16 protein-coding genes and 1 pseudogene are annotated in these 17,717 nt (G+C 73.3%); 8 read left to right on the forward strand and 9 right to left on the reverse strand.

Annotated features, from left to right (window positions below; genetic code table 11):
- Positions 1-153: 153 nt before the first annotated feature.
- The 5 genes from AB0G59_RS21470 to AB0G59_RS21490 all read right to left on the reverse strand — a co-directional run bounded on the left by AB0G59_RS21470 (position 154) and on the right by AB0G59_RS21490 (position 4,739).
- On the reverse strand, positions 154-807 hold the full coding sequence (locus AB0G59_RS21470; RefSeq protein ID WP_071963736.1) for a response regulator transcription factor: 654 nt from the start codon (positions 805-807) through the stop codon (positions 154-156).
- A 39-nt stretch (positions 808-846) separates the two neighbouring features.
- Positions 847-2,559: a histidine kinase gene (locus AB0G59_RS21475; protein WP_360913851.1), complete on the reverse strand. Its 1,713-nt coding sequence runs from the start codon at positions 2,557-2,559 to the stop codon at positions 847-849.
- A gap of 136 nt (positions 2,560-2,695) precedes the next feature.
- On the reverse strand, positions 2,696-2,965 hold the full coding sequence (locus AB0G59_RS21480) for a DUF1876 domain-containing protein (RefSeq protein ID WP_071963807.1): 270 nt from the start codon (positions 2,963-2,965) through the stop codon (positions 2,696-2,698).
- A 61-nt stretch (positions 2,966-3,026) separates the two neighbouring features.
- Positions 3,027-3,761 (reverse strand): Mut7-C RNAse domain-containing protein, encoded by a 735-nt coding sequence (locus tag AB0G59_RS21485; RefSeq protein WP_360913853.1) that lies wholly within the window; start codon positions 3,759-3,761, stop codon positions 3,027-3,029.
- A gap of 69 nt (positions 3,762-3,830) precedes the next feature.
- The gene (locus tag AB0G59_RS21490) at positions 3,831-4,739 is read right to left on the reverse strand and encodes an AraC family transcriptional regulator (RefSeq protein ID WP_360913855.1); all 909 of its coding nucleotides are present in this window, start codon (positions 4,737-4,739) and stop codon (positions 3,831-3,833) included.
- Positions 4,740-4,858: 119 nt separating this feature from the next.
- Here AB0G59_RS21490 and AB0G59_RS21495 point away from each other — a divergent pair, with 119 nt between their 5' ends.
- The 6 genes from AB0G59_RS21495 to AB0G59_RS21520 all read left to right on the forward strand — a co-directional run bounded on the left by AB0G59_RS21495 (position 4,859) and on the right by AB0G59_RS21520 (position 11,046).
- The gene (locus tag AB0G59_RS21495) at positions 4,859-5,782 is read left to right on the forward strand and encodes an MBL fold metallo-hydrolase (RefSeq protein WP_360913857.1); all 924 of its coding nucleotides are present in this window, start codon (positions 4,859-4,861) and stop codon (positions 5,780-5,782) included.
- Between the two features lie 202 nt (positions 5,783-5,984).
- Entirely contained in the window at positions 5,985-6,284 is a 300-nt protein-coding gene (locus tag AB0G59_RS21500; protein WP_360913859.1) for a phosphopantetheine-binding protein, read from the forward strand.
- Positions 6,281-7,504, forward strand: a complete 1,224-nt coding sequence (locus tag AB0G59_RS21505; protein WP_360913861.1) for a beta-ketoacyl-[acyl-carrier-protein] synthase family protein — start codon at positions 6,281-6,283, stop codon at positions 7,502-7,504. The genes AB0G59_RS21500 and AB0G59_RS21505 overlap by 4 nt, the downstream gene beginning before the upstream one ends.
- Positions 7,501-9,735, forward strand: coding sequence for an MMPL family transporter (locus tag AB0G59_RS21510; protein WP_360913863.1), 2,235 nt, complete (start codon positions 7,501-7,503; stop codon positions 9,733-9,735). Before AB0G59_RS21505 ends, AB0G59_RS21510 begins: the two co-directional genes overlap by 4 nt.
- A 137-nt stretch (positions 9,736-9,872) precedes the next feature.
- Complete coding sequence (locus AB0G59_RS21515; RefSeq protein WP_360913865.1) at positions 9,873-10,754, forward strand: hypothetical protein; 882 nt, start codon at positions 9,873-9,875, stop codon at positions 10,752-10,754.
- A gap of 49 nt (positions 10,755-10,803) precedes the next feature.
- Complete coding sequence (locus tag AB0G59_RS21520) at positions 10,804-11,046, forward strand: hypothetical protein (RefSeq protein WP_360913867.1); 243 nt, start codon at positions 10,804-10,806, stop codon at positions 11,044-11,046.
- A gap of 49 nt (positions 11,047-11,095) precedes the next feature.
- On the opposite strand, the gene AB0G59_RS21525 is transcribed toward AB0G59_RS21520, so the two are convergent.
- The gene (locus AB0G59_RS21525) at positions 11,096-12,151 is read right to left on the reverse strand and encodes an NAD(P)-dependent alcohol dehydrogenase (protein ID WP_360913869.1); all 1,056 of its coding nucleotides are present in this window, start codon (positions 12,149-12,151) and stop codon (positions 11,096-11,098) included.
- A 119-nt stretch (positions 12,152-12,270) separates the two neighbouring features.
- Between AB0G59_RS21525 and AB0G59_RS21530 the strand changes: the two genes are divergently transcribed.
- Positions 12,271-13,158: a helix-turn-helix transcriptional regulator gene (locus tag AB0G59_RS21530; protein ID WP_360913871.1), complete on the forward strand. Its 888-nt coding sequence runs from the start codon at positions 12,271-12,273 to the stop codon at positions 13,156-13,158.
- A 6-nt stretch (positions 13,159-13,164) separates the two neighbouring features.
- Here the strand turns inward: AB0G59_RS21530 and AB0G59_RS21535 are convergent, their stop codons facing one another.
- Positions 13,165-14,070 carry a S1 family peptidase gene (locus AB0G59_RS21535; RefSeq protein ID WP_360913873.1) on the reverse strand — a complete coding sequence of 302 codons (906 nt, stop codon included), beginning with the start codon at positions 14,068-14,070 and terminating at the stop codon, positions 13,165-13,167.
- Between the two features lie 443 nt (positions 14,071-14,513).
- On the opposite strand from AB0G59_RS21535, the gene AB0G59_RS21540 reads away from it, so the two are divergent.
- Complete coding sequence (locus AB0G59_RS21540; RefSeq protein ID WP_360913875.1) at positions 14,514-15,320, forward strand: putative hydro-lyase; 807 nt, start codon at positions 14,514-14,516, stop codon at positions 15,318-15,320.
- A gap of 11 nt (positions 15,321-15,331) precedes the next feature.
- Here the strand turns inward: AB0G59_RS21540 and AB0G59_RS21545 are convergent, their stop codons facing one another.
- Together AB0G59_RS21545 and AB0G59_RS21550 are read right to left on the reverse strand one after the other, a co-directional pair.
- Positions 15,332-16,351, reverse strand: a complete 1,020-nt coding sequence (locus AB0G59_RS21545; RefSeq protein ID WP_360913877.1) for a TIGR04222 domain-containing membrane protein — start codon at positions 16,349-16,351, stop codon at positions 15,332-15,334.
- 16 nt (positions 16,352-16,367) lie between these two features.
- A pseudogene (locus tag AB0G59_RS21550) lies at positions 16,368-17,649 on the reverse strand (DUF692 domain-containing protein).
- Positions 17,650-17,717 lie beyond the last annotated feature (68 nt).

A 17,717-nucleotide genomic window follows, 5' to 3' on the forward strand; every position in this document is an offset into this window, starting at 1 on the left:
GGATGCCTACAGCGCACTCCCGACGTCGCTCCGGCGTCGCGTCCGACGCTCGTTCACGAGGGAACGCCGCAAAAGATATCGCAAAATCCCCGGTTCTCTGAACACATGTCAGGCGAAGGTGGCCAAAAACCTTTGTTTCTTCGGCGTACGGCCTCAAACGCCCAGTCCCGCGTCGCGCGCCAGCAGGGCGGCCTGGACGCGGTTGTCGCAATCGAGCTTGGCGAGGATCCGACTCACGTACGTCTTCACGGTGGCCTCGCTCATGTGCAGCCGCCGGCCGGCGTCGGCGTTGGACAGCCCTTCGCCGAGCAGGGCCAGGACATCGCGCTCCCGCTCGCTCAGCACCGCCACCCGCTCCCGGGCCTCCTCGCCCCGGCCGGCGGCGGCGCCGGTCGCCAGCGAGTCGGCGACGTGCCGGGTGGCGGCGGGCGAGAGATACGCGTCGCCCGCCGCGGCCGCCCGTACCGCGCCGATCAGCTCACCGGGCGCCGAGTCCTTCAGCAGGAAGCCGGCCCCGCCCTGTCGCAGGGCCCGCAGGACGTTGTCGCGCTCGCCGAAGGTGGTGAGGATCAGCGCCCGGACGCCGGGGACGGCCCGGCCCAGTTCGGCGAGTGCCGCCAGGCCGTCCATGACCGGCATCCGGATGTCCAGGAGCGCCACGTCGGCCCCGTGCAGCCGCGCCAGCTCGACCGCCTCGCGCCCGTTCGCCGCCTCGGCCACGACCTCGATGTCGTCGGCCGAGGTGAGGATCATCCGGATGCCCGCCCGGATGAGCGGCTCGTCGTCGGCGATGAGGACGCGGATCACCTGGTCTACCTCTGCTCACGGTCGTGTGCTGTGGGTGCACTAGCTCTTGACGTGGAACTCACGTTTGTCGGACAGTTTCCCGTCCTTGAAGCAGAAGCGGTAAACCGTGTCGGTGCTCAGCCCCTTCGAGGTGTCGGTGGACAGCAGGGACAGGCAGGTGGTGCCGGCCGGTTCGGCGGGGAGCTTGTCCTTGACGTCGGCGGTGAGGAAGGACTTCCCCGACGGCAGCTTCTCGCGCACCTGCTGCTCGGGGTCCCCGGTGTGCACGGACGCGTAGACACTCGGATCGATCATCGCCTTGTCGGCCTCCTCCATGATCTTTCCGAATCCGAGGACGGCCGCCGCGGCCAGGCCCACCAGGATCAGCAGGCCTATGCCGCAGCCGATCAGGCAGCCGTTGCTCTTCTTCGTGCTCATGATGTCCTTGAACTCCTCGCGCGGATCCAGCCGGTCGATGACCGGTCCACCGTCGCCCGGAGCCCCCTGCGCGGTCTGCTCCCCAAAGTCGCCCCCCGCGTCGACGAAGGTCGCGCCCGTGCCGCCGGCCCCCCGCGTCTTACGGGCCTCCCTCGCCTCCGCCGAGTCGTACGGCAGGACTCCGGCGAGCCGGAAGCCGCCGCCCTCGGCGGGGCCGGTGAAGACCATGCCGCCGACGAGCCGGGCCCGCTCCCGCAGCCCGGTCAGCCCCTGCCCGCCGCTGACCGTCTCCGGCGGCGGCCCGCCGCCCTCGGGCACCGGCCCGTTGGCGACCTCGACCAGGAGCGAGTCGGGTTCGTAGCGCAGCGCGATGGAGATGGGGGCGCCGGGAGCGTGCTTGGCCGCGTTGGTCAGCCCCTCCTGCACGATGCGGTAGCCCGCGTGGTCGGCGGCGGGCGCCAGCGGCCGGGCCTCACCGAAGCGCTCGAGCCTCACCCGCATCCCCGCCGCCGCGGCCGCGTCGGCCAGCTCCTCGATGCCGGCGACCACCCGGGAGGTGGGCTGCTCCTCCTCCGGGGTGCCGTCCTTGAGGATGCCGACCACCTCGCGCAGCTCCTGCATGGCGGCCACCGAGGCCTCCCGCAGCACGCCCACCGCCTCGCGCTGCCGCCCGGTCAGCTCCCGGTCCACTTCCAGCGCCCCGGTCTGCACGGCGATGAGCGCGAGCTGATGGCCCAGGCTGTCGTGCATGTCCTGGGCGATGCGCTGCCGCTCGCGCATCCGGGCCTGGCCGGCGACCATCTCGCGCTCGCGCAGCAGCTGGGCGTTGCGCTGGGTGAGGGTCTGCAGCAGGGTGCGCCGCTGGGTCCAGTAGCGGTTGGCCAGACCCGGGACCACCGTGGACACCAGGAAGACGGGTGTGAAGAAGACCAGCGTGAGGAGCAGCTGGTCGGGCGTCTGCCACAACGCGAGGGCCAGGGAGAGCACGAAGGAGAGGCTGAAGGCGACCAGGGCCCGCAGGACCCCCGCGATCCTGCGCCCGGCGGACCAGCCGGCCACCACCAGCAGGAGCATCCCCCCACCGCCGGAGAAGCCGGCCAGCGGGCCCGCCGCGATCAGCACCGTCGCGGGCAGGGCGCGCCGCAGCAGGCACAGGCCGCCGACGGCCAGGGCGACGGCGATGATCCGCAGCCAGCTGTGCCCGGTCTCCGCCCAGCCCGCGAGCAGCGCGAGCGTCAGGGCGAGGGAGATCTCGCCGACCGTCCGGCGCCGGGACCACTCCCCCGGGTCGGTCAGCCGCTCCCACAGATCACGGGCCCACGTTCGTACGTTCACCCTCGAACCATAGGCAGTCTCCCCGGTCGGGCACATGCGCCGAAGGTCGCGCCGTGGTCCTACCAAAGTTGATGATCCTGCCCGGGGACGGTCCGCCGGACCGCCGGCCGGTGCCCTCGCATCGCGTGCGGGCGGCTCACATCGCCGGGTGGGCCTCCACGTGGGTGACCTCTTCGATGTCGTGTCCGGCCTTCTTCAGCAGTTCCCGGGAGAGCTCGTTGAGCGCCCTCGCCGCGGCGAGCTCCTCGCCGACGCGCTGCTGTTCGGGGTCGTCGGGGTGGCGGGTGGCATGGCCGCGGGCCCTCAGTTCCGTGCCGTCCTGGAGCCGGAGCATCGCGGCCGCGCGCGTCCGCTTCTCGACCTCTTCGAATTCGACCTCGATGTGCCAACCAACGATCGTCTGCATGGCGTCCACCTCCTGCGCTATTCCTCCAGCGTGCACCCGGCTCGTCCAGCGTGCATCCGGGTCAGGCCGCCGCGGCTCCGAACTCGCGCACCGCCTTCTCGACGATCGTCTCCAGCCGCCTGTGGTGCGCGCCGCGCCAGTACACCCGCCCGCAGGTCACGCACTGAGCGAAGACGTCGTAGGTCCGGCGCGTGCCGTGCTCGAGCTGTTCGCGGACCGCGTCCTTGTCGGCGTCCCGGAGCGGGCCGTTGCAGGCGGTGCACCGCGTCCAGGGGGCGAGGGGCGGCGTGAAGCGGCCCAGCACGTCCCGCAGCTGCTCCTCGGGCCGGTCGCTGTAGACGTACGCGCCCGCCCACAGCTCCCGCCGGCGCAGCAGGCCCCGGTCGCGGGAGAGCAGCACGCGGCGCTCTGAGGCGGAGAGCGCCGACAGCGCCGGGTCGCCGATGTCCTCGCTCTCGTAGGCCGCGTCGACGCCCAGCAGCCGCAGTCGCCGCGCGAGCGTTCCCAGGTGCACATCGAGGAGGAAGCGCAGCGGAGCCCCGGGCACCTCCTGCGGGCGGGTGACCGCCCGGACCTCCACCTCTTCGCCCGCGGCCGGCACGTGGGAGGCGGGCACCGGGCGGCCGTCGACGAGCAGCAGGCCCGCTTCGGTGAGCGGGACGCCGAGGGACTCGACCACGTGCCCGAGGGTGGAGGCGCCGTCGGTGACGACGGTGGCACCCGGCCGACGGCGCTCGGCGGCGATGAAAAGTTGCAGCTCAGGGGCGAAGCTGATGGAGATCTCGGGTCCGTTCACGTCCCACAGCATGCCATTGGGCCGCGCCCGGGCGCCCGGAGTTTTCCGGGCGGCAGGGCGCGAGCGACGTCACAGTGCGGCGGTGCCGGCCGTCACCGTGGTCATCTCCCAGGCGCCGAGGGGTTCGTGGTCGTCGTGGCGCTCCTTGCGGTAGCGGCCCGCGGAGACCCCGTAGGCGCGTTTGAAGGCGTGCGCGAAGGCGAACTGCGAGGTGTAGCCGATGCGCTGGGCGATGGCCGCCAGGGGTGCGTCCGACTCCCGCAGGAGCCGCGCCGCCAGGGTCAGCCGCCACCAGGTGAGATAGGCCAGGGGCGGCCGGCCGACCAGCGCGGAGAAGCGGCGGGCGAACGCGGCGCGCGACAGGCCGGCCCGGACGGCGAGGTCGGCCACCGTCCACGGCCTCGACGGTTCGCCGTGCAGGGCGCGCAGGACGGGGCCGATGGCCGGGTCGGCCAGGGCCCCGCACCAGCCGGTGGAGATGTGCCGGTCGGTGCGCTCCACGAACCACGCGCGCATCAGGTGGACGAGCAGCAGTTCCAGCAGGGCGGGCAGGGCCGCGTCCGTACCCGGGCCGGGGGTGCGCAGTTCGTCGCCGAACAGGGCGACGACGGCGCCCAGCGCCGGGTGCCGGCCGCCGCGCGTGGGCAGGTGGACGACCTCGGGAAAGTCCCCCAGCAGCGGGTGCGCCCGGGACCGGTCGAGGTGGTAGGCGCCGCACAGCATCACGATGGGCCCGGGCGAGTCGCCGATCAGGGTGTGCGCGGTGCCGTGCGGCAGGAACACCGCGTCCCCGGCCGCCAGCTCGAAGGGCTCCCCGCCCATGGCCGGGACCAGCCTGCACGTGCCCTCGAGCACGATGTGGAAGCCGGCGCCGGTGTAGGACCCGATGTCCGTCCGCCACTGTCCGCGCCACTCGGAGAAGGCCGAGTGGGGCCGGCCGGTGCGCAGGGCCGCCATGATGTCGCTGAGCACGTCCATGGACCGAGTATGCGCACCGTCCCTCGCGGCCGGTCGGGCGCCCCCGGTGAGACGATGACGCATAGACAGGGCACGCAGGCGCATTGGCCGTCTCGCCCACCCCGCATAACGTCGTGGACATGCAGACGATCACCTTGGGCGACGTGGACATCACCCGCGTCGTGGAATGGCACGCCCCGGTCGCACCGACCTCCGACATCTTCCCCGCGAGCACGCCCCGCATGTGGCAGGACAACGCCTCCTGGCTGGCGCCGGACTTCTGGGATCCGCAGACGGACTCCCTCATCGCCAACGTGCAGACGTGGGTGCTGCGCAGCGGGGGGAAGACGATCCTCGTCGACACCGGCGTCGGCAACGACAAGGAACGGCCGGACATGCCCGCCTGGTCGGGGCTGCGGACGGACTTCCTCGGCCGGCTGGCCGCGGCCGGGGTCCGGCCGGAGGACGTGGACGTCGTGGTGAACACCCATGTGCACTCCGACCACGTGGGCTGGAACACCCGGCTGGTGGACGGGGAGTGGGTGCCCACGTTCCCCAACGCCACGTACGTCATCTCCAAGGCCGACTACGACTACTGGAACCCGGCCAACGGCCACCGCAAGCGCGGCGGGATCGGCGGGGTGGGCATCAACCGGGCCGGCGGCAGCATGTTCGAGGACAGCGTGGAGCCGGTGCACCGGGCCGGTCAGGCCCTGCTGTGGGAGGACGGGTACCGCATCGACGAGCACCTGAGCCTGGAGCCCGCCCCCGGCCACACGCCCGGCTCGGCGGTGCTGCGGCTGGACTCCGGCGCGGACCGCGCCCTGTTCATCGGCGACCTGGTGCACAGTCCGCTGCAGATCGCCTACCCGGACTGCGACACGTGCCTGAGCGAGGACCAGGTGGCGGCCACCCGCTCCCGGCGCCGCATCCTGGAGCAGGCCGCCGACACCCGTGCGCTGGTCTTCCCGGCGCACCTGCCCGGCCACGGCGGGGCCGAAGTACGCCGGGAGGGCGGCGGGTTCGCCATAGCCGAGTGGGCCGCGTTCGAGCGGACCCGGTGAACCGGGGGCCGGGGCGGGGGGCCGGCGGCGGCCGTCGGCAGGACGGGTGACGCGCCCGTCGGCGGCGCGCGTGTCTCCCCGTCCCCGGCCGCCCGCCGGGGGACGCTGCTGCGCATCGAAACAACCGGAAAAGAGTGCTATGGCATGAGATGACCCATGTGCCTGGTGCCCGGTGTCCGCCCCCGATCGAGGAGCACGATCGATGGAACCCGTGTACGACCTGATGGCCCGTCTGCTCACCGAGCACTTCGGCGTCCCCGAGGAGGAGATCTCCCCGGACCTGACCTTCGACGAGCTCGACATCGACTCCCTCGCCCAGGCCGAGCTGATCACCGTGCTCGAGGACCGGCTGAAGGTGACGCTGGGTCAGGATCCCGTCGACGCCACGCTCGGCGAGACGTCGGCCTTCATCGAACGGGTCCTGGCGACAGGGGCCGGCAACATCGGCCCCCAGCAGCAGGGCGAGCCCGAATCCGTGACGCCGGCCCGGCCCGCGCGGTGAGCGAACGGGAGGTCGCGGTCACCGGCGTCGGCATGGTGACCCCGGCCGGCATCGGCCGCGAGGCGACCTGGGAGGGACTGTGCGCGGGCGTCGGTCTCGGCGCCACCGACGAGGACCTGGCCGGGCTGCCGGTCGACTTCTCCTGCAAGGTCCCCGGCTTCGACGCGGGCGCCCTGCTGGGCAGGAGGATCACCTGGCGCACGGACCGGTTCATCCATCTGTCGATGGTCGCCGCCCGCGAGGCCGTCGCCGACGCCGCGCTGTCCGGCGCCGACTGGGACGGGGCCCGGGTCGCCGTCGTCATCGGCGTCGCCAGCAACGGCGGCGACCGCTGGCCGCAGGAGTACGCGCACCTGGCCGCCGGCCGCGTCGAGGCCGTGGCGCCGACCGCCCTGCTGCGCTCCCTGCCCAACATGGCGGCCGGCGAGGTGTCCACGGACCTGGGGGCCCTCGGCCCCTGCCTGACCACGTCCACCGCCTGCGCCTCGGGGGCCACGGCGATCGGCACCGCCCGCGACCTGCTGCGGGCGGGCGCCTGCGACATCGCGATCGCCGGGGGCGCCGACTGCGCCCGCGTACCCATGGGCTCGGCCACCTTCTACAAGATGCAGGCGCTCTCCCGGCGGCGCCACGACCCGGCCGGGGCCTCCCGGCCGTTCGACGCCGACCGCGACGGCTTCGTCCTGAGCGAGGGGGCGGCCATGCTGGTCCTCGAGCGGGAGCGCCACGCGCGGGCACGCGGCGTACGGGCACGCGCCTTCCTCTCCGGTTACGGAGCCTCCAGCGACGGCTACCACGCCACGCGGCCGGACCCTGACGGCTCGGGCGGGCTGCGCGCGCTGACCGCGGCGCTGGCGGACGCCCGTGCCGACGTCTCCCAGGTGCACCACGTCAACGCGCACGGCACGTCGACGCCCCTCAACGACCGCGCGGAGGCCACCCTGCTCGGCAAGGTGTTCCGCACACCGCCGCCGGTCACCTCGGTCAAAGGCGCCATCGGCCATTCGCTGGGAGCGTCCGGGGCGATCGAGGCCGCGTGCACCGTCCTGACGCTGGAGCGACAGCTCATCCCGCCCACCGCCAACCACGACCGGCTCGACGAGGGCATGGACCTGGACGTGGTGACGAAGACGCCCAGGCGGCACCGCATGGACGGCGCGCTCAGCAACGCGTTCGGCTTCGGAGGCCAGAACGCCGTCCTGTTCTTCCGCACCGCATGACCCCGCCCCGGGACCTCGACACGGCGGCCCTGGGCCCCGGGACCACGGCCGCGGGAACGGCGCCCGGTCCGGCCGAGGGCGTCCTGGGACGCCTGCGGCCCTGGCTGGTGCCGGCGGTCGCGGTCGTCCTGACGGCGCTGCTCGCCCTGGCCGGCGCCGGCACCTCCGAACGGCTCGCCAACGGCGGCTACGCCGCCACCGGCACCGAATCGGCCCGCGCCGACGCCCTGCTGGCCGACCGCTTCGGCGCCGGCTACCCCGACGTCATCCTCCTCGCGCGGGCCGAGGGCGGCGTGGACACCGCCCGGGCCCGCGAGGAGGGACGCCGCCTCGCGCGGCGGTTCGCGCGCTCCGCCGGAGTGGCGAGCGTGCGCTCGTACTGGACGGACAAGGACCCCTCCCTAAGGTCCGAGGACGGCTCGCGGGCCCTGCTCGCCGCCGACCTCACCGGCGCCGACCGGGACGCGGCACGCACCGCGGAGACCCTGGTCCCCGCCCTGACCGGCACCCACGGCGTGCTCGAGGTCTCCGCGACCGGCGCCGCCTGGGTCAGCACGGAGGCCCGGCGGGCCGGCCGGCAGGACCTGGTGCGCGCCGAGCTGGTGGCCGCGCCGCTGACCCTGCTGCTCCTGCTGGTCGCGCTGCGGTCGCTGGTCGCGGCCCTCGTCCCGCTGGCGATCGGGGCGGTCTCCGTCGTCGGCACCTTCGCGCTGCTGAAGCTGCTCACCCTCGCCATGCCCGTGTCCGTCTTCGCCATGAACCTCACCAGCGCCCTGGGCTTCGGACTGGCCGTGGACTACGGACTGTTCCTCGTCACCCGCTACCGCGAGGAGCTGCTCGCCGGCCGCGGCGTGCAGCAGGCGGTGCGGCGCACCACGCGACGGGCGGGCCGCACGGTCGCGGTGTCGGCGGCCGCGGTGGCGCTGTCGATGTCGGCCCTGCTGGTGCTGCCGCTGCCCTTCCTGCGGTCGATGGCCTGTGCCGGCATGGCGGTCGCCGTGTTCTCGGCGGCCGCCGCGACCGTGCTCGTACCCCCCGTGCTGGCGCTCATCGGCACCCGGATCGACCGCTGGGACCCGCTGAGCCTGCTGCGCGGGCGGCGACCATGCGGTCCGCCGCGGCCGGACAGCCCGCTGTGGCGGAGCGTCGCGGGGGCCGTCACGCGGCGTCCGCTGTACTACGGCGGCGGGTGCGCGATCATCCTGCTGTTGCTCGCCTCGCCGTTCGCCCGGGTCCACTTCGGCCTGGCGGACGAGCGCGTGCTGCCCGCGCACACCGAGGCGCACCGGACGGCCGCGGAGATCCGCGAGGGCTTCCCCGTGCGCCCCGAGCGGACGGTGACGGTGGTCCTTCCCGACGCGGTCCCCGCCCGGGACGGCGCGGCGCTGGCCGCCTACGAGCGGAAGGTCGCCGCGGTTGCGGGAGTGGAGCGGGCGGGGTGGGCCCGCACCGCGGTCCCGCCCGGCATGGGCACGGGCGCGGTGCTGCAGGTGTCCGGCCCGCAGGATCCCCACTCGCAGGAGGCCCGGGACCTGGTGCGCCGGCTGCGGGCCCTGCCGGGGCCCGGCGGCGGGCAGCTGGTGACCGGGAGGGCCGCGATGCTCTCCGACACCCGGGAGGCGGTGCGGGACCGGCTGCCGCTGGCGGCGGCCGTCGCCGCCGCGACGACGTGGGCGATGCTCTTCCTACTCACGGGAAGCGTGCTGCTCCCCCTCAAGGGGCTGCTGATCGCGGCGCTGAGCCTGGGCGCGAGCTTCGGGGTGATGGTGCTGGTCTTCCAGGACGGCCGTCTGCAGGGCCTGCTCGGCGAGTTCGCCGTGACCGGGGCGCTGGACATGACGATGCCGCTGCTGATGTTCTCCATCGCCTTCGGTCTGGCCCTCGACTACGAGATCTTCCTGCTGTCGCGGGTGCGTGAGCACTACCGACTGACCGGCGACAACCGGCGGGCGGTGGTCGAGGGCGTCGCCCGGACGGGGCGGCTGGTGACCACGGGGGCGCTTGCGGTGGCGGTGGTCACGGGAGCGCTGGCGACGTCGGGAGTGACCATGCTCAAGGTGCTGGGCACGGGGCTGGCGGTGGCCGTGCTGGTCGACGCGGTGCTGGTCCGGGGCGTCCTCGTCCCGGCGTATCTGACCGTGGCGGGACGGCTCAACTGGTGGGCGCCCGCTCCCCTGGCCCGGCTGCACGCGCGGGTGGGCCGCCGGCTCGGCCCGGACGAGGAGCACTGACCCCGCCCGGAGGCCGTACTCCATGCGGGCGGTCATGGGTGACAAAAGCCGAAAGCCGGGCACAGTCACCGCATCCTGCCCGGGCCCCGCCCCGCGCCACGACCCGCCCACCACGCCCCCAGAAAGACGGCCCCCGCATGCTCGTCACCCAGCTCGCCCTGGTCTCCGAGACGGATCAGATCACCCCTTCCCAGCTCAACCGGGTCGCCGCGGCCCTGCAGAAGCAGGCCATCCGCGACTTCGCGCCCGTGTGGAACCTGCCGGCCTCGGTCGACGCCTTCGACAAGCTGGACGACGTCCCCGTCGGCTACTGGCCCATGATCGTCAGGGATGACATCGGCATGGAGGGCGCGGCCGGCGTCCACATGGACGACAACGGACAGCCGTTCTCCCTGATCGAGTACAGCGACAGCTGGTCGCTGACCGCGAGCCACGAGATGCTGGAGATGCTCGGCGACCCGTGGGGCAACCGGCTGGTGGCGGGCCAGTCGCCCAAGCCCGGACAAGGGGTGGTGGAGTTCCTCGTCGAAGTGGCGGACCCGCCGGAGGCCCCCGAGTTCGGCTACACGATCAACGGGATGCTGGTGTCGGACTTCTTCACGCCCCACTTCTACGACCCCGTCGCCGCGCCCGGCGTCCGCTACAGCTTCGGCGGGCACCTGCCGGGCCCGCGCCAGATCCTGCCGGGCGGCTACATCAGCTGGCGCGACCCGGTCACCGACCACTGGTGGCAGCAGATCTGGTTCGGCACCGACAAGCCGCAGTTCCGCGACCTCGGCAAGCTCACCGCACGCGCGGGAAGCCTGCGCGCGGCCATCGACGCCCGCACCAAGACCGCTCAGCGCATCGCCAGCAGCGGCCCCACCTCCGAGCGCTTCTCGGCGGCCCGGAGCCTGACGGCGCGCGTGAAGGAGTCCACCAGCTCCCGGGCCAGCGGCTGGCGGTCCCAGATCGAGTCCCTGCAGGCCGGCCGGAGCGCCGAAGGCACATGGGAAGGCGGAACGCAGGACAATGGCTGAGGGCGGGGCCGCCACTCCGCGCGGCCCGGCCGCCCGAGGAGGGTCCGATATGGGCGAGAACACATCAGACGCGGCCAAGCGCAGCGCACGCGCCCGCGAGCTGCACCGGATGATCGAGCGGTTCAAGGCCGGGCGGGCCGCCACCGGGGAGCGCGCGCAGAGCCCGCTCACCGGCCCGGCCGAGGGCCCGCGCACCGGTCCGGGCGGCCCGAACCTGCGGGAGGCCGTCCAGCGGCGCATGCGGGAGCTGGACAAGGCCGAGGACGACAAGCCGGCACGCGAGCGGGAGTGAGCCCTCCCGGCCGCCTGCCGGCCGCCCGCCCCCGTGCGGGGCGTCGCCTTCAGATGGTCGCGGCGTCGATGACGAAGCGGTAGCGGACGTCGCTGGCCAGCACCCGCTCGTACGCCTCGTTGATCTGGTCGGCGCGGATCAGCTCGATGTCGGAGGCGATGCCGTGCTCGCCGCAGAAGTCCAGCATCTCCTGGGTCTCGGGGATGCCGCCGATCATCGATCCGGCGAAGGACTTGCGCTGCGTCACCAGCGCGAACGCCGCTACGGGCAGCGGGTGCTCCGGCAGGCCGAGCTGGACGAAGGTGCCGTCGGTCCGCAGCAGGCCGAAGTAGGCGTTCAGGTCGAGCTCGGCGGAGACGGTGCTCAGGATCAGGTCGAAGGTGCCCGCCAACTCCTCGAAGGTCGCCGGGTCGGAGGTGGCGTGGTAGTGGTCCGCGCCCAGCCGCAGGCCGTCCTCCTTCTTGCGCAGCGACTGGCTCAGGACGGTGACCTCGGCGCCCATGGCGTGCGCGATCTTGACCCCCATGTGGCCCAGGCCGCCCAGCCCGACGACGGCGACCTTCTTGCCGGGGCCGGCCTTCCAGTGCGCGAGCGGCGAGTAGAGCGTGATGCCGGCGCACAGCAGCGGGGCCGCGGCGTCCAGCGGAATGCTCTCGGGGATGCGCAGGACGTAGTTCTCGTCGGCGACCAGGTGCGTGGAGTAGCCGCCCTGGGTGACCTGCCCGTCGCGGCCGGTGGCGCCGTAGGTGCCGACGTTGCCGAGCTCGCCGGTGCAGTACTGCTGCAGGCCGGCCCGGCAGTTCTCGCACTCGCGGCAGGAGTCGACGAAGCAGCCGACGCCGACCCGGTCGCCGGGCGCGTAGCGGGTGACGGCGGAGCCGACCTCGGCGACCACGCCCGCGATCTCGTGGCCGGGGACGATGGGGAAGTGCCCGCCCTCGCCCCATTCGGCGCGGGCGGTGTGGATGTCGGAGTGGCAGATGCCGGCGTACTTGACCTCGATGAGGATGTCGTGCGCGCCCAGCTCACGGCGGACGATGGTGGTCCGCTCCAGCGGGGCCTTCGGCGCGGGTGCCGCGTATGCGTGGACGGTGGTGTGCGTCATGGCAACGATCCTGCGCCCGGCGGGCGTGCGTAGCCAGAACTCCGCTGAGCCCACGCTTGCCGTTCCTACCACTGGCAGGACCACCCTGGCCGGTGGGGAGCGCACGCATACTGGTGTCCATGGATCAGCGCACCGAACTGAGCGAGTTCCTCCGCTCCCGCCGCGCCCGGCTGCGGCCCGAGGACGTGGGGCTGTCCCCGCACGGCGGGCGGCGCCGGGTGCCGGGGCTGCGCCGTGAGGAGCTGTCCCAGCTCGCCGGTGTGAGCGTGGCCTACTACACGCGCCTCGAGCAGGGCCGGGGGCAGAATGTCTCGGCGGCCGTGCTCGACGCGATAGCCGGTGCGCTGCGGCTGAACAGGGCCGAGCGGGATCATCTGAACCGGCTGGCGAGGCCGGCCGACCGGCCCTCGCGGGCCTCGGCGGTCCGCCCGCAGCGGGTGCGTCCGGCGGTTCAGCAGCTCATCGACACCATGGACAGCGTCCCGGCCTATGTCATCGGGCGGCGCCTGGACATCATCGGCTGGAACCGGTTCGCGTGCGCCCTGCTCGGCGACTTCGCCGCCCTGCCGCCCCAGCAGTGCAATCTGGCGTGGCTGGTCTTCCTGGACCCCGCCACCCGTGAGCTGTACGTGGAGTGGGAGAGCAAGGCAGCCGACATCGTCGCCCTGCTGCGTCTGGAGGCCGGCCGCCACCCGGACGACCCGAAGCTGGCCGCCCTGGTGGGCGAGCTGTCCGTCAAGAGCCCGGAGTTCCGGGCGCTGTGGGCGGCGCACAACGTGCAGGACAAGGGCTTCGGGGTGAAGCGGCTGCGGCATCCGGTGGTGGGTGCGCTGACCCTGTCCTACGAGACGCTGGTCCTGCCGGCCGACCCGGAGCAGCAGCTGGTCACCTATCACGCCGAGCCCGCTTCGCCGTCCGCGGAGTCCCTGCGGCTGCTGGCCAGTTGGGCGCTGGGCGGGGCCGACGGTGCGGCGTCGCAGGTTCCGGCGCCGCACCCCGGCTTGTAGGGGCGGTCAGGGCAGCTGGGCTCCGACCGCCTTCAGGGCGGCGGGTACCGGCTGGAAGAAGGTCTCGCCTCCGGAGCTGCAGTCGCCGCTGCCGCCGGAGGTGAGGCCGAGTGCGGTGTCGCCGGCGAACAGGGCGCCGCCGCTGTCGCCGGGCTCGGCGCACACGGAGGTGCCGATGAGTCCTCTGACCTGTCCTTCCTGGTAGTTGACGGTGACGTTGAGGCCGGTGACCTCGCCCTCATGGACCTGGGTGGTGCTGCCGCTGCGCCGTACCTGCTGGCCGACGGTGGCCTCGCCGGCCTTGGCGATGTCCTGCCGGCCGCCGTCGTAGAGGTTCACCGCGCTGGGGTGGTCGGTGGAGGAGGTGTACTTCACGAGGGCGTAGTCGTTGCCGGGGAAGGAGGACTTCTCCACGGTGCCGATGCGGGCGCCGCCCTGCGAGCCGGCCCAGCTGGCGGAGGCGTTGCCGCAGTGCCCGGCGGTGAGGAAGTACGGCTGGCCGCCCTTGGAGACGTTGAACCCCAGCGAACAGCGCACTCCGCTGCCCCAGATGGCGTCGCCGCCGGCGATCAGCGGGCGCAGCTGCCCGGTCGTCCGCTTGACCGCGACCTTGTCGCCGAGGGCGGCGACGGCCTTCTCGAGCCGGGCCAGGTTCTCGCCCTTGACGGTGCTGTCGACGGTGACGACGACCTTGTTGAGCCGGGGGTCGACGGACCAGGCGGTGCCGGGGACGGCTGCCTGGGCGTCGAGCGCCTCTTGGGCCGAGGCGAGGTCGGCGGCCGAGTGCGCGACGCCCGGCTGTGCGGCCGGGGCCGCCGTGGCGTTCTGGAGGGTGAGGGAGGCGGTGGACAGGGCCAGGACGCCCGCGACGGCCAGCGCGGTGCGCCGTCCGGGTATGCGTGAGTGGTTCAACTCGTCGACCTCCTGTGAGGGGGGTGTGCCCGCAGCGCGAGGGGCGTACGGGCCCGGAGGATTCATGCGGCATGAGGACGACCGCACGTCGCGTCCATGCCAAGAGTTGCCGGACCAGCGTCCGTCCGGACAAGGCGGCACACAAGAAGACATCCGGTCACACACAATCGCCCAGGAGAGCGCAGTAAAAGGGCGTCCATATCAAAGGTTTGACGAAGCGTCAGAGGTCAACGACACGGCGGTGCGCGACCGGACACCGTGCACCGCCGAGCACATAACGGACGGTGAGGCCCGCGACTGTCCGGTACTCGCCGTTCCGCTCCCGGCGATCCGGACCGATCGCTTCCCTCCTTGTAGAATTGTTCAACAATCCATACGCTGACCGGCAATCACCGCGTCCGTGCCCCCACCCTCGCCCTCGCTTCCGCCTTCGAGAGGTGCTCATGGGAACCACCACGCACACGTACGGCCCCCACTCCACGGTCACGCCCGCCGAAGCCCGGGCGGCCTTCCGGGCGGGCCGCGCGGAACCGACCGCAGGCTGGGCCGACGGCCGCACCCAGGCCAACCTGATCGCCGTGCCCGCCGACTGGGCCTACGACGTCCTGCTCTTCGCCCAGCGCAACCCCCAGCCCTGTCCCGTCCTCGACGTCACCGAGCCCGGCGTCCCCACCACCCCGCTCGCCCCCGGCGCCGATCTGCGTACCGACTTGCCCAAGTACCGCGTGTGGCGCGAGGGCAGGCTCGTGGCGGAGCCCACGGACGTGACCGGGCTGTGGCGCGAGGACCTGGTCGCGTTCCTCATCGGCTGCAGCTTCACCTTCGAGGGGGCCCTGCGCGAGGCGGGCGTCCCCCTGCGCCACATCGAGCAGGGGCGCAACGTCTCCATGTACGTCACCGACCGCGGGTGCCGCCCCGCCGGGCGGCTGCACGGCCCCATGGTCGTCTCCATGCGGCCCGTCCCCGCGGACTTCGTCCACACGGCACGGCGGCTGACCGCCCGCATGCCCGCCGTCCACGGCGCGCCCGTCCACACCGGGGACGCCGCCGCCCTCGGCATCACGGACCTCTCCCGGCCCGACTTCGGCGACCCCGTGGCCCTGCACCCCGGCGACGTGCCGGTCTTCTGGGCCTGCGGCGTCACCCCCCAGGCCGCGCTGATGGCGTCGGCACCACGGTTCGCGATCACCCACGCGCCGGGGCACATGTTCATCACCGACGCCCTGGACGCGGCGTACCGGCTGCTGTGAGGGGACGGCCCCTAGGAGGAGCAGCTGCTGCCACCGCCGCAGCTCGAGCACGAGCTGCCGGACGAGCAGCTGGAACCGCTCGAACAACTCGACGACGAACCGGAACCGTCCGAGCCGCCCGAACCGCCGCCGTCACTCGCGTGGTTGGCCTCGCCGCTCCCGCCCGAGTCGCAGGACGCGCCCACGAGGACCGCCGTGTAGGACGAGGAGGAGGTCGAGCAGGACGAGGCGCTGCGCCAGTCCCCGGAAGGGCTGTGGGAGGAACGTGCGGCGCGCCGCACGGCCGCCTTGGTCGCCGTGTCGAATTCTCCGCGCATCGGCTGGGTCAGGTCTCCGGTGCCCCTGACGGCGACGACTCCCGCCGGTCCCTCCGGGTGGAGTTCGGGGTTGCGGACGCTCCACGGCCCCGACATCCGCAGCTCACGGGCCACGCGCTCGCCGTGATCGGTGCGGGGAACCAGTCCCTTGCGGGGCCGGCACTTCACGCCCGCCACGACGCCCAGGGCGATCAGGGCCAGGAGGACGAACGGTGCCGGATGGGGGCCGGACCACAAGAGCAGCACCACGGCGATGACCGCCGCGACGACCAGCCCCGCCTTCTGCGCCACGGCGGCACGGGGCCACAGCCGCCGGACCTCCGGCGTCAGGAGCAGACCCGATTTCACCAGCGCGCGGTCGATCGACTCCAGGGCGACGTCCCGCCGCATCTGTGCGCGGAGCGCCCGCAGGGACCGGCTCCAGTCCTTGTCGCACTGCTTCAGCAGCGCACGCTCCATGGGATTGCCGGAGACGGGGTCGGCCACCTTGACCCTGCCGTTCTTCACGGTGACGCGGCCGTCGCTCTCCATTTTCGTGATCACGGTGTCCGTGACCCGGCCCGCGCCGCCCATCAGATAGGCCATGTGCAGCAGGTCCGCCCGGCCGGCCTCGAAGAGGGGGCGGCGCGGTCCGCGTGCCGTCAGTCGTATGCGGACCAGCCAGGCGGTCGGGGCGCACAGCGCAAGCAGCGCCACCGTCACAGCGACGATCATTGATAGTGCCTTTCGTTCAGCGCGGTGTACGCCCGGCGGCGCGGTGGATGCGCAGGGCCGTGGCGAGGCGGTGCAGCGGGCCTGCGGTCGGTGCGGGCGAGGCGGTCCGTTCCGCGACCCAGGCCGTCAGCGGCGGCCGCTGGGATTGCGGTACGGCGCCGGTGTGCAGCAGATGGCGGGCGAAGTCGAGCGCGTCGCGCTGATAGCCCTCGCTCATGGGCCGGCCCCGGGCGTAGGCGAGGAACAGGCGCCGGAAGTCCTGGCCCAGGATCTCGGGCAGGGCGGGCGCCACCTTGGCGACGACGCCGGTGCGCTTGCGGAGCAGGGCGCGGCGCTGGACCTCCAGCCGCTCGTGGTCGAAGCCTTCCGGCGGCGGGGCGTCCGCGACGAGCGTGGAGAGCAGGGCGAGCTGGGCCTGTGCGAGCCGCTCGCGGGCCTCGTCGGTGCCGGTGCCGTGGTCAGACACGCTCGCGCACCCCCTCGACCACCGAGCGCACGGCGTCCAGCTCCGCAGCCAGCCCCTGTGCCGTGGGAAAGTCGTCGTCGCGCTCCAGCAGCACCCCGGGCGGTTCGACCCGTTCGCACAGCGCGGCGAGGACGTCCAGGACGGGCCGGGTGACGGGGTGGGCGTGGCTGTCGTGCCAGACGCCGTCCCGCTCGAAGCCGCCGGCCACGTGGACGTAGGCGATGGCCTCGGTCGGCAGCTCGTCCAGGGCGGCGGCCGGGTCCTCGCCGCGGTTGACGTGGTTGGTGTGGAGGTTGGCGACGTCGACGAGCAGCCGTACGCCGGTCCGCTCGACCAGCTCGGCGAGGAACCGGCCCTCGCTGAGCTCTTCGCCGGGCCAGGTCAGATACGCCGCGACGTTCTCCAGCGCGAGCGGGACGGGCAGCGCGGCCTGTGCCATGCGCACGTTCGCGACCAGCACGTCCAGCGCGTCGCGGGTGCGGGGCACCGGCAGCAGGTGCCCCGCCTCGATCCGTGGTGATCGCGTGAGCGCGCCCCCGGCCCGGACGAAGGCGATGTGCTCGGTGACGAGCGGGGCCCCGACCGCGTCGGCCAGGTCGGCGAGCGCGACCAGCCGGCGCAGGTCGGGCCGGTCCGCGCCGCCGAGGCCGAGCGAGACCCCGTGCGGGACGACGGTCGTGCCGCGCTCGCGCAGCAGCCGCAGGGCGTCGGGGAGGTGGCCCGGGCAGAGGTTCTCCGCCACCACCTCCACCCAGTCGACGCCGGGCAGTTGTGCGATGTCCTCCGCGATCTCCGGCCGCCAGCCGATGCCCGTCCCCAACCGAACGCTCATGATCACACCCCCTGTGGTCCCCCGTCGCGCATCAGCGCGCATACGAAGGTCATTCCCAGCGAATACCT

Source organism: Streptomyces sp. NPDC021096 (assembly GCF_040641275.1).
GTDB lineage: Bacteria > Actinomycetota > Actinomycetes > Streptomycetales > Streptomycetaceae > Streptomyces.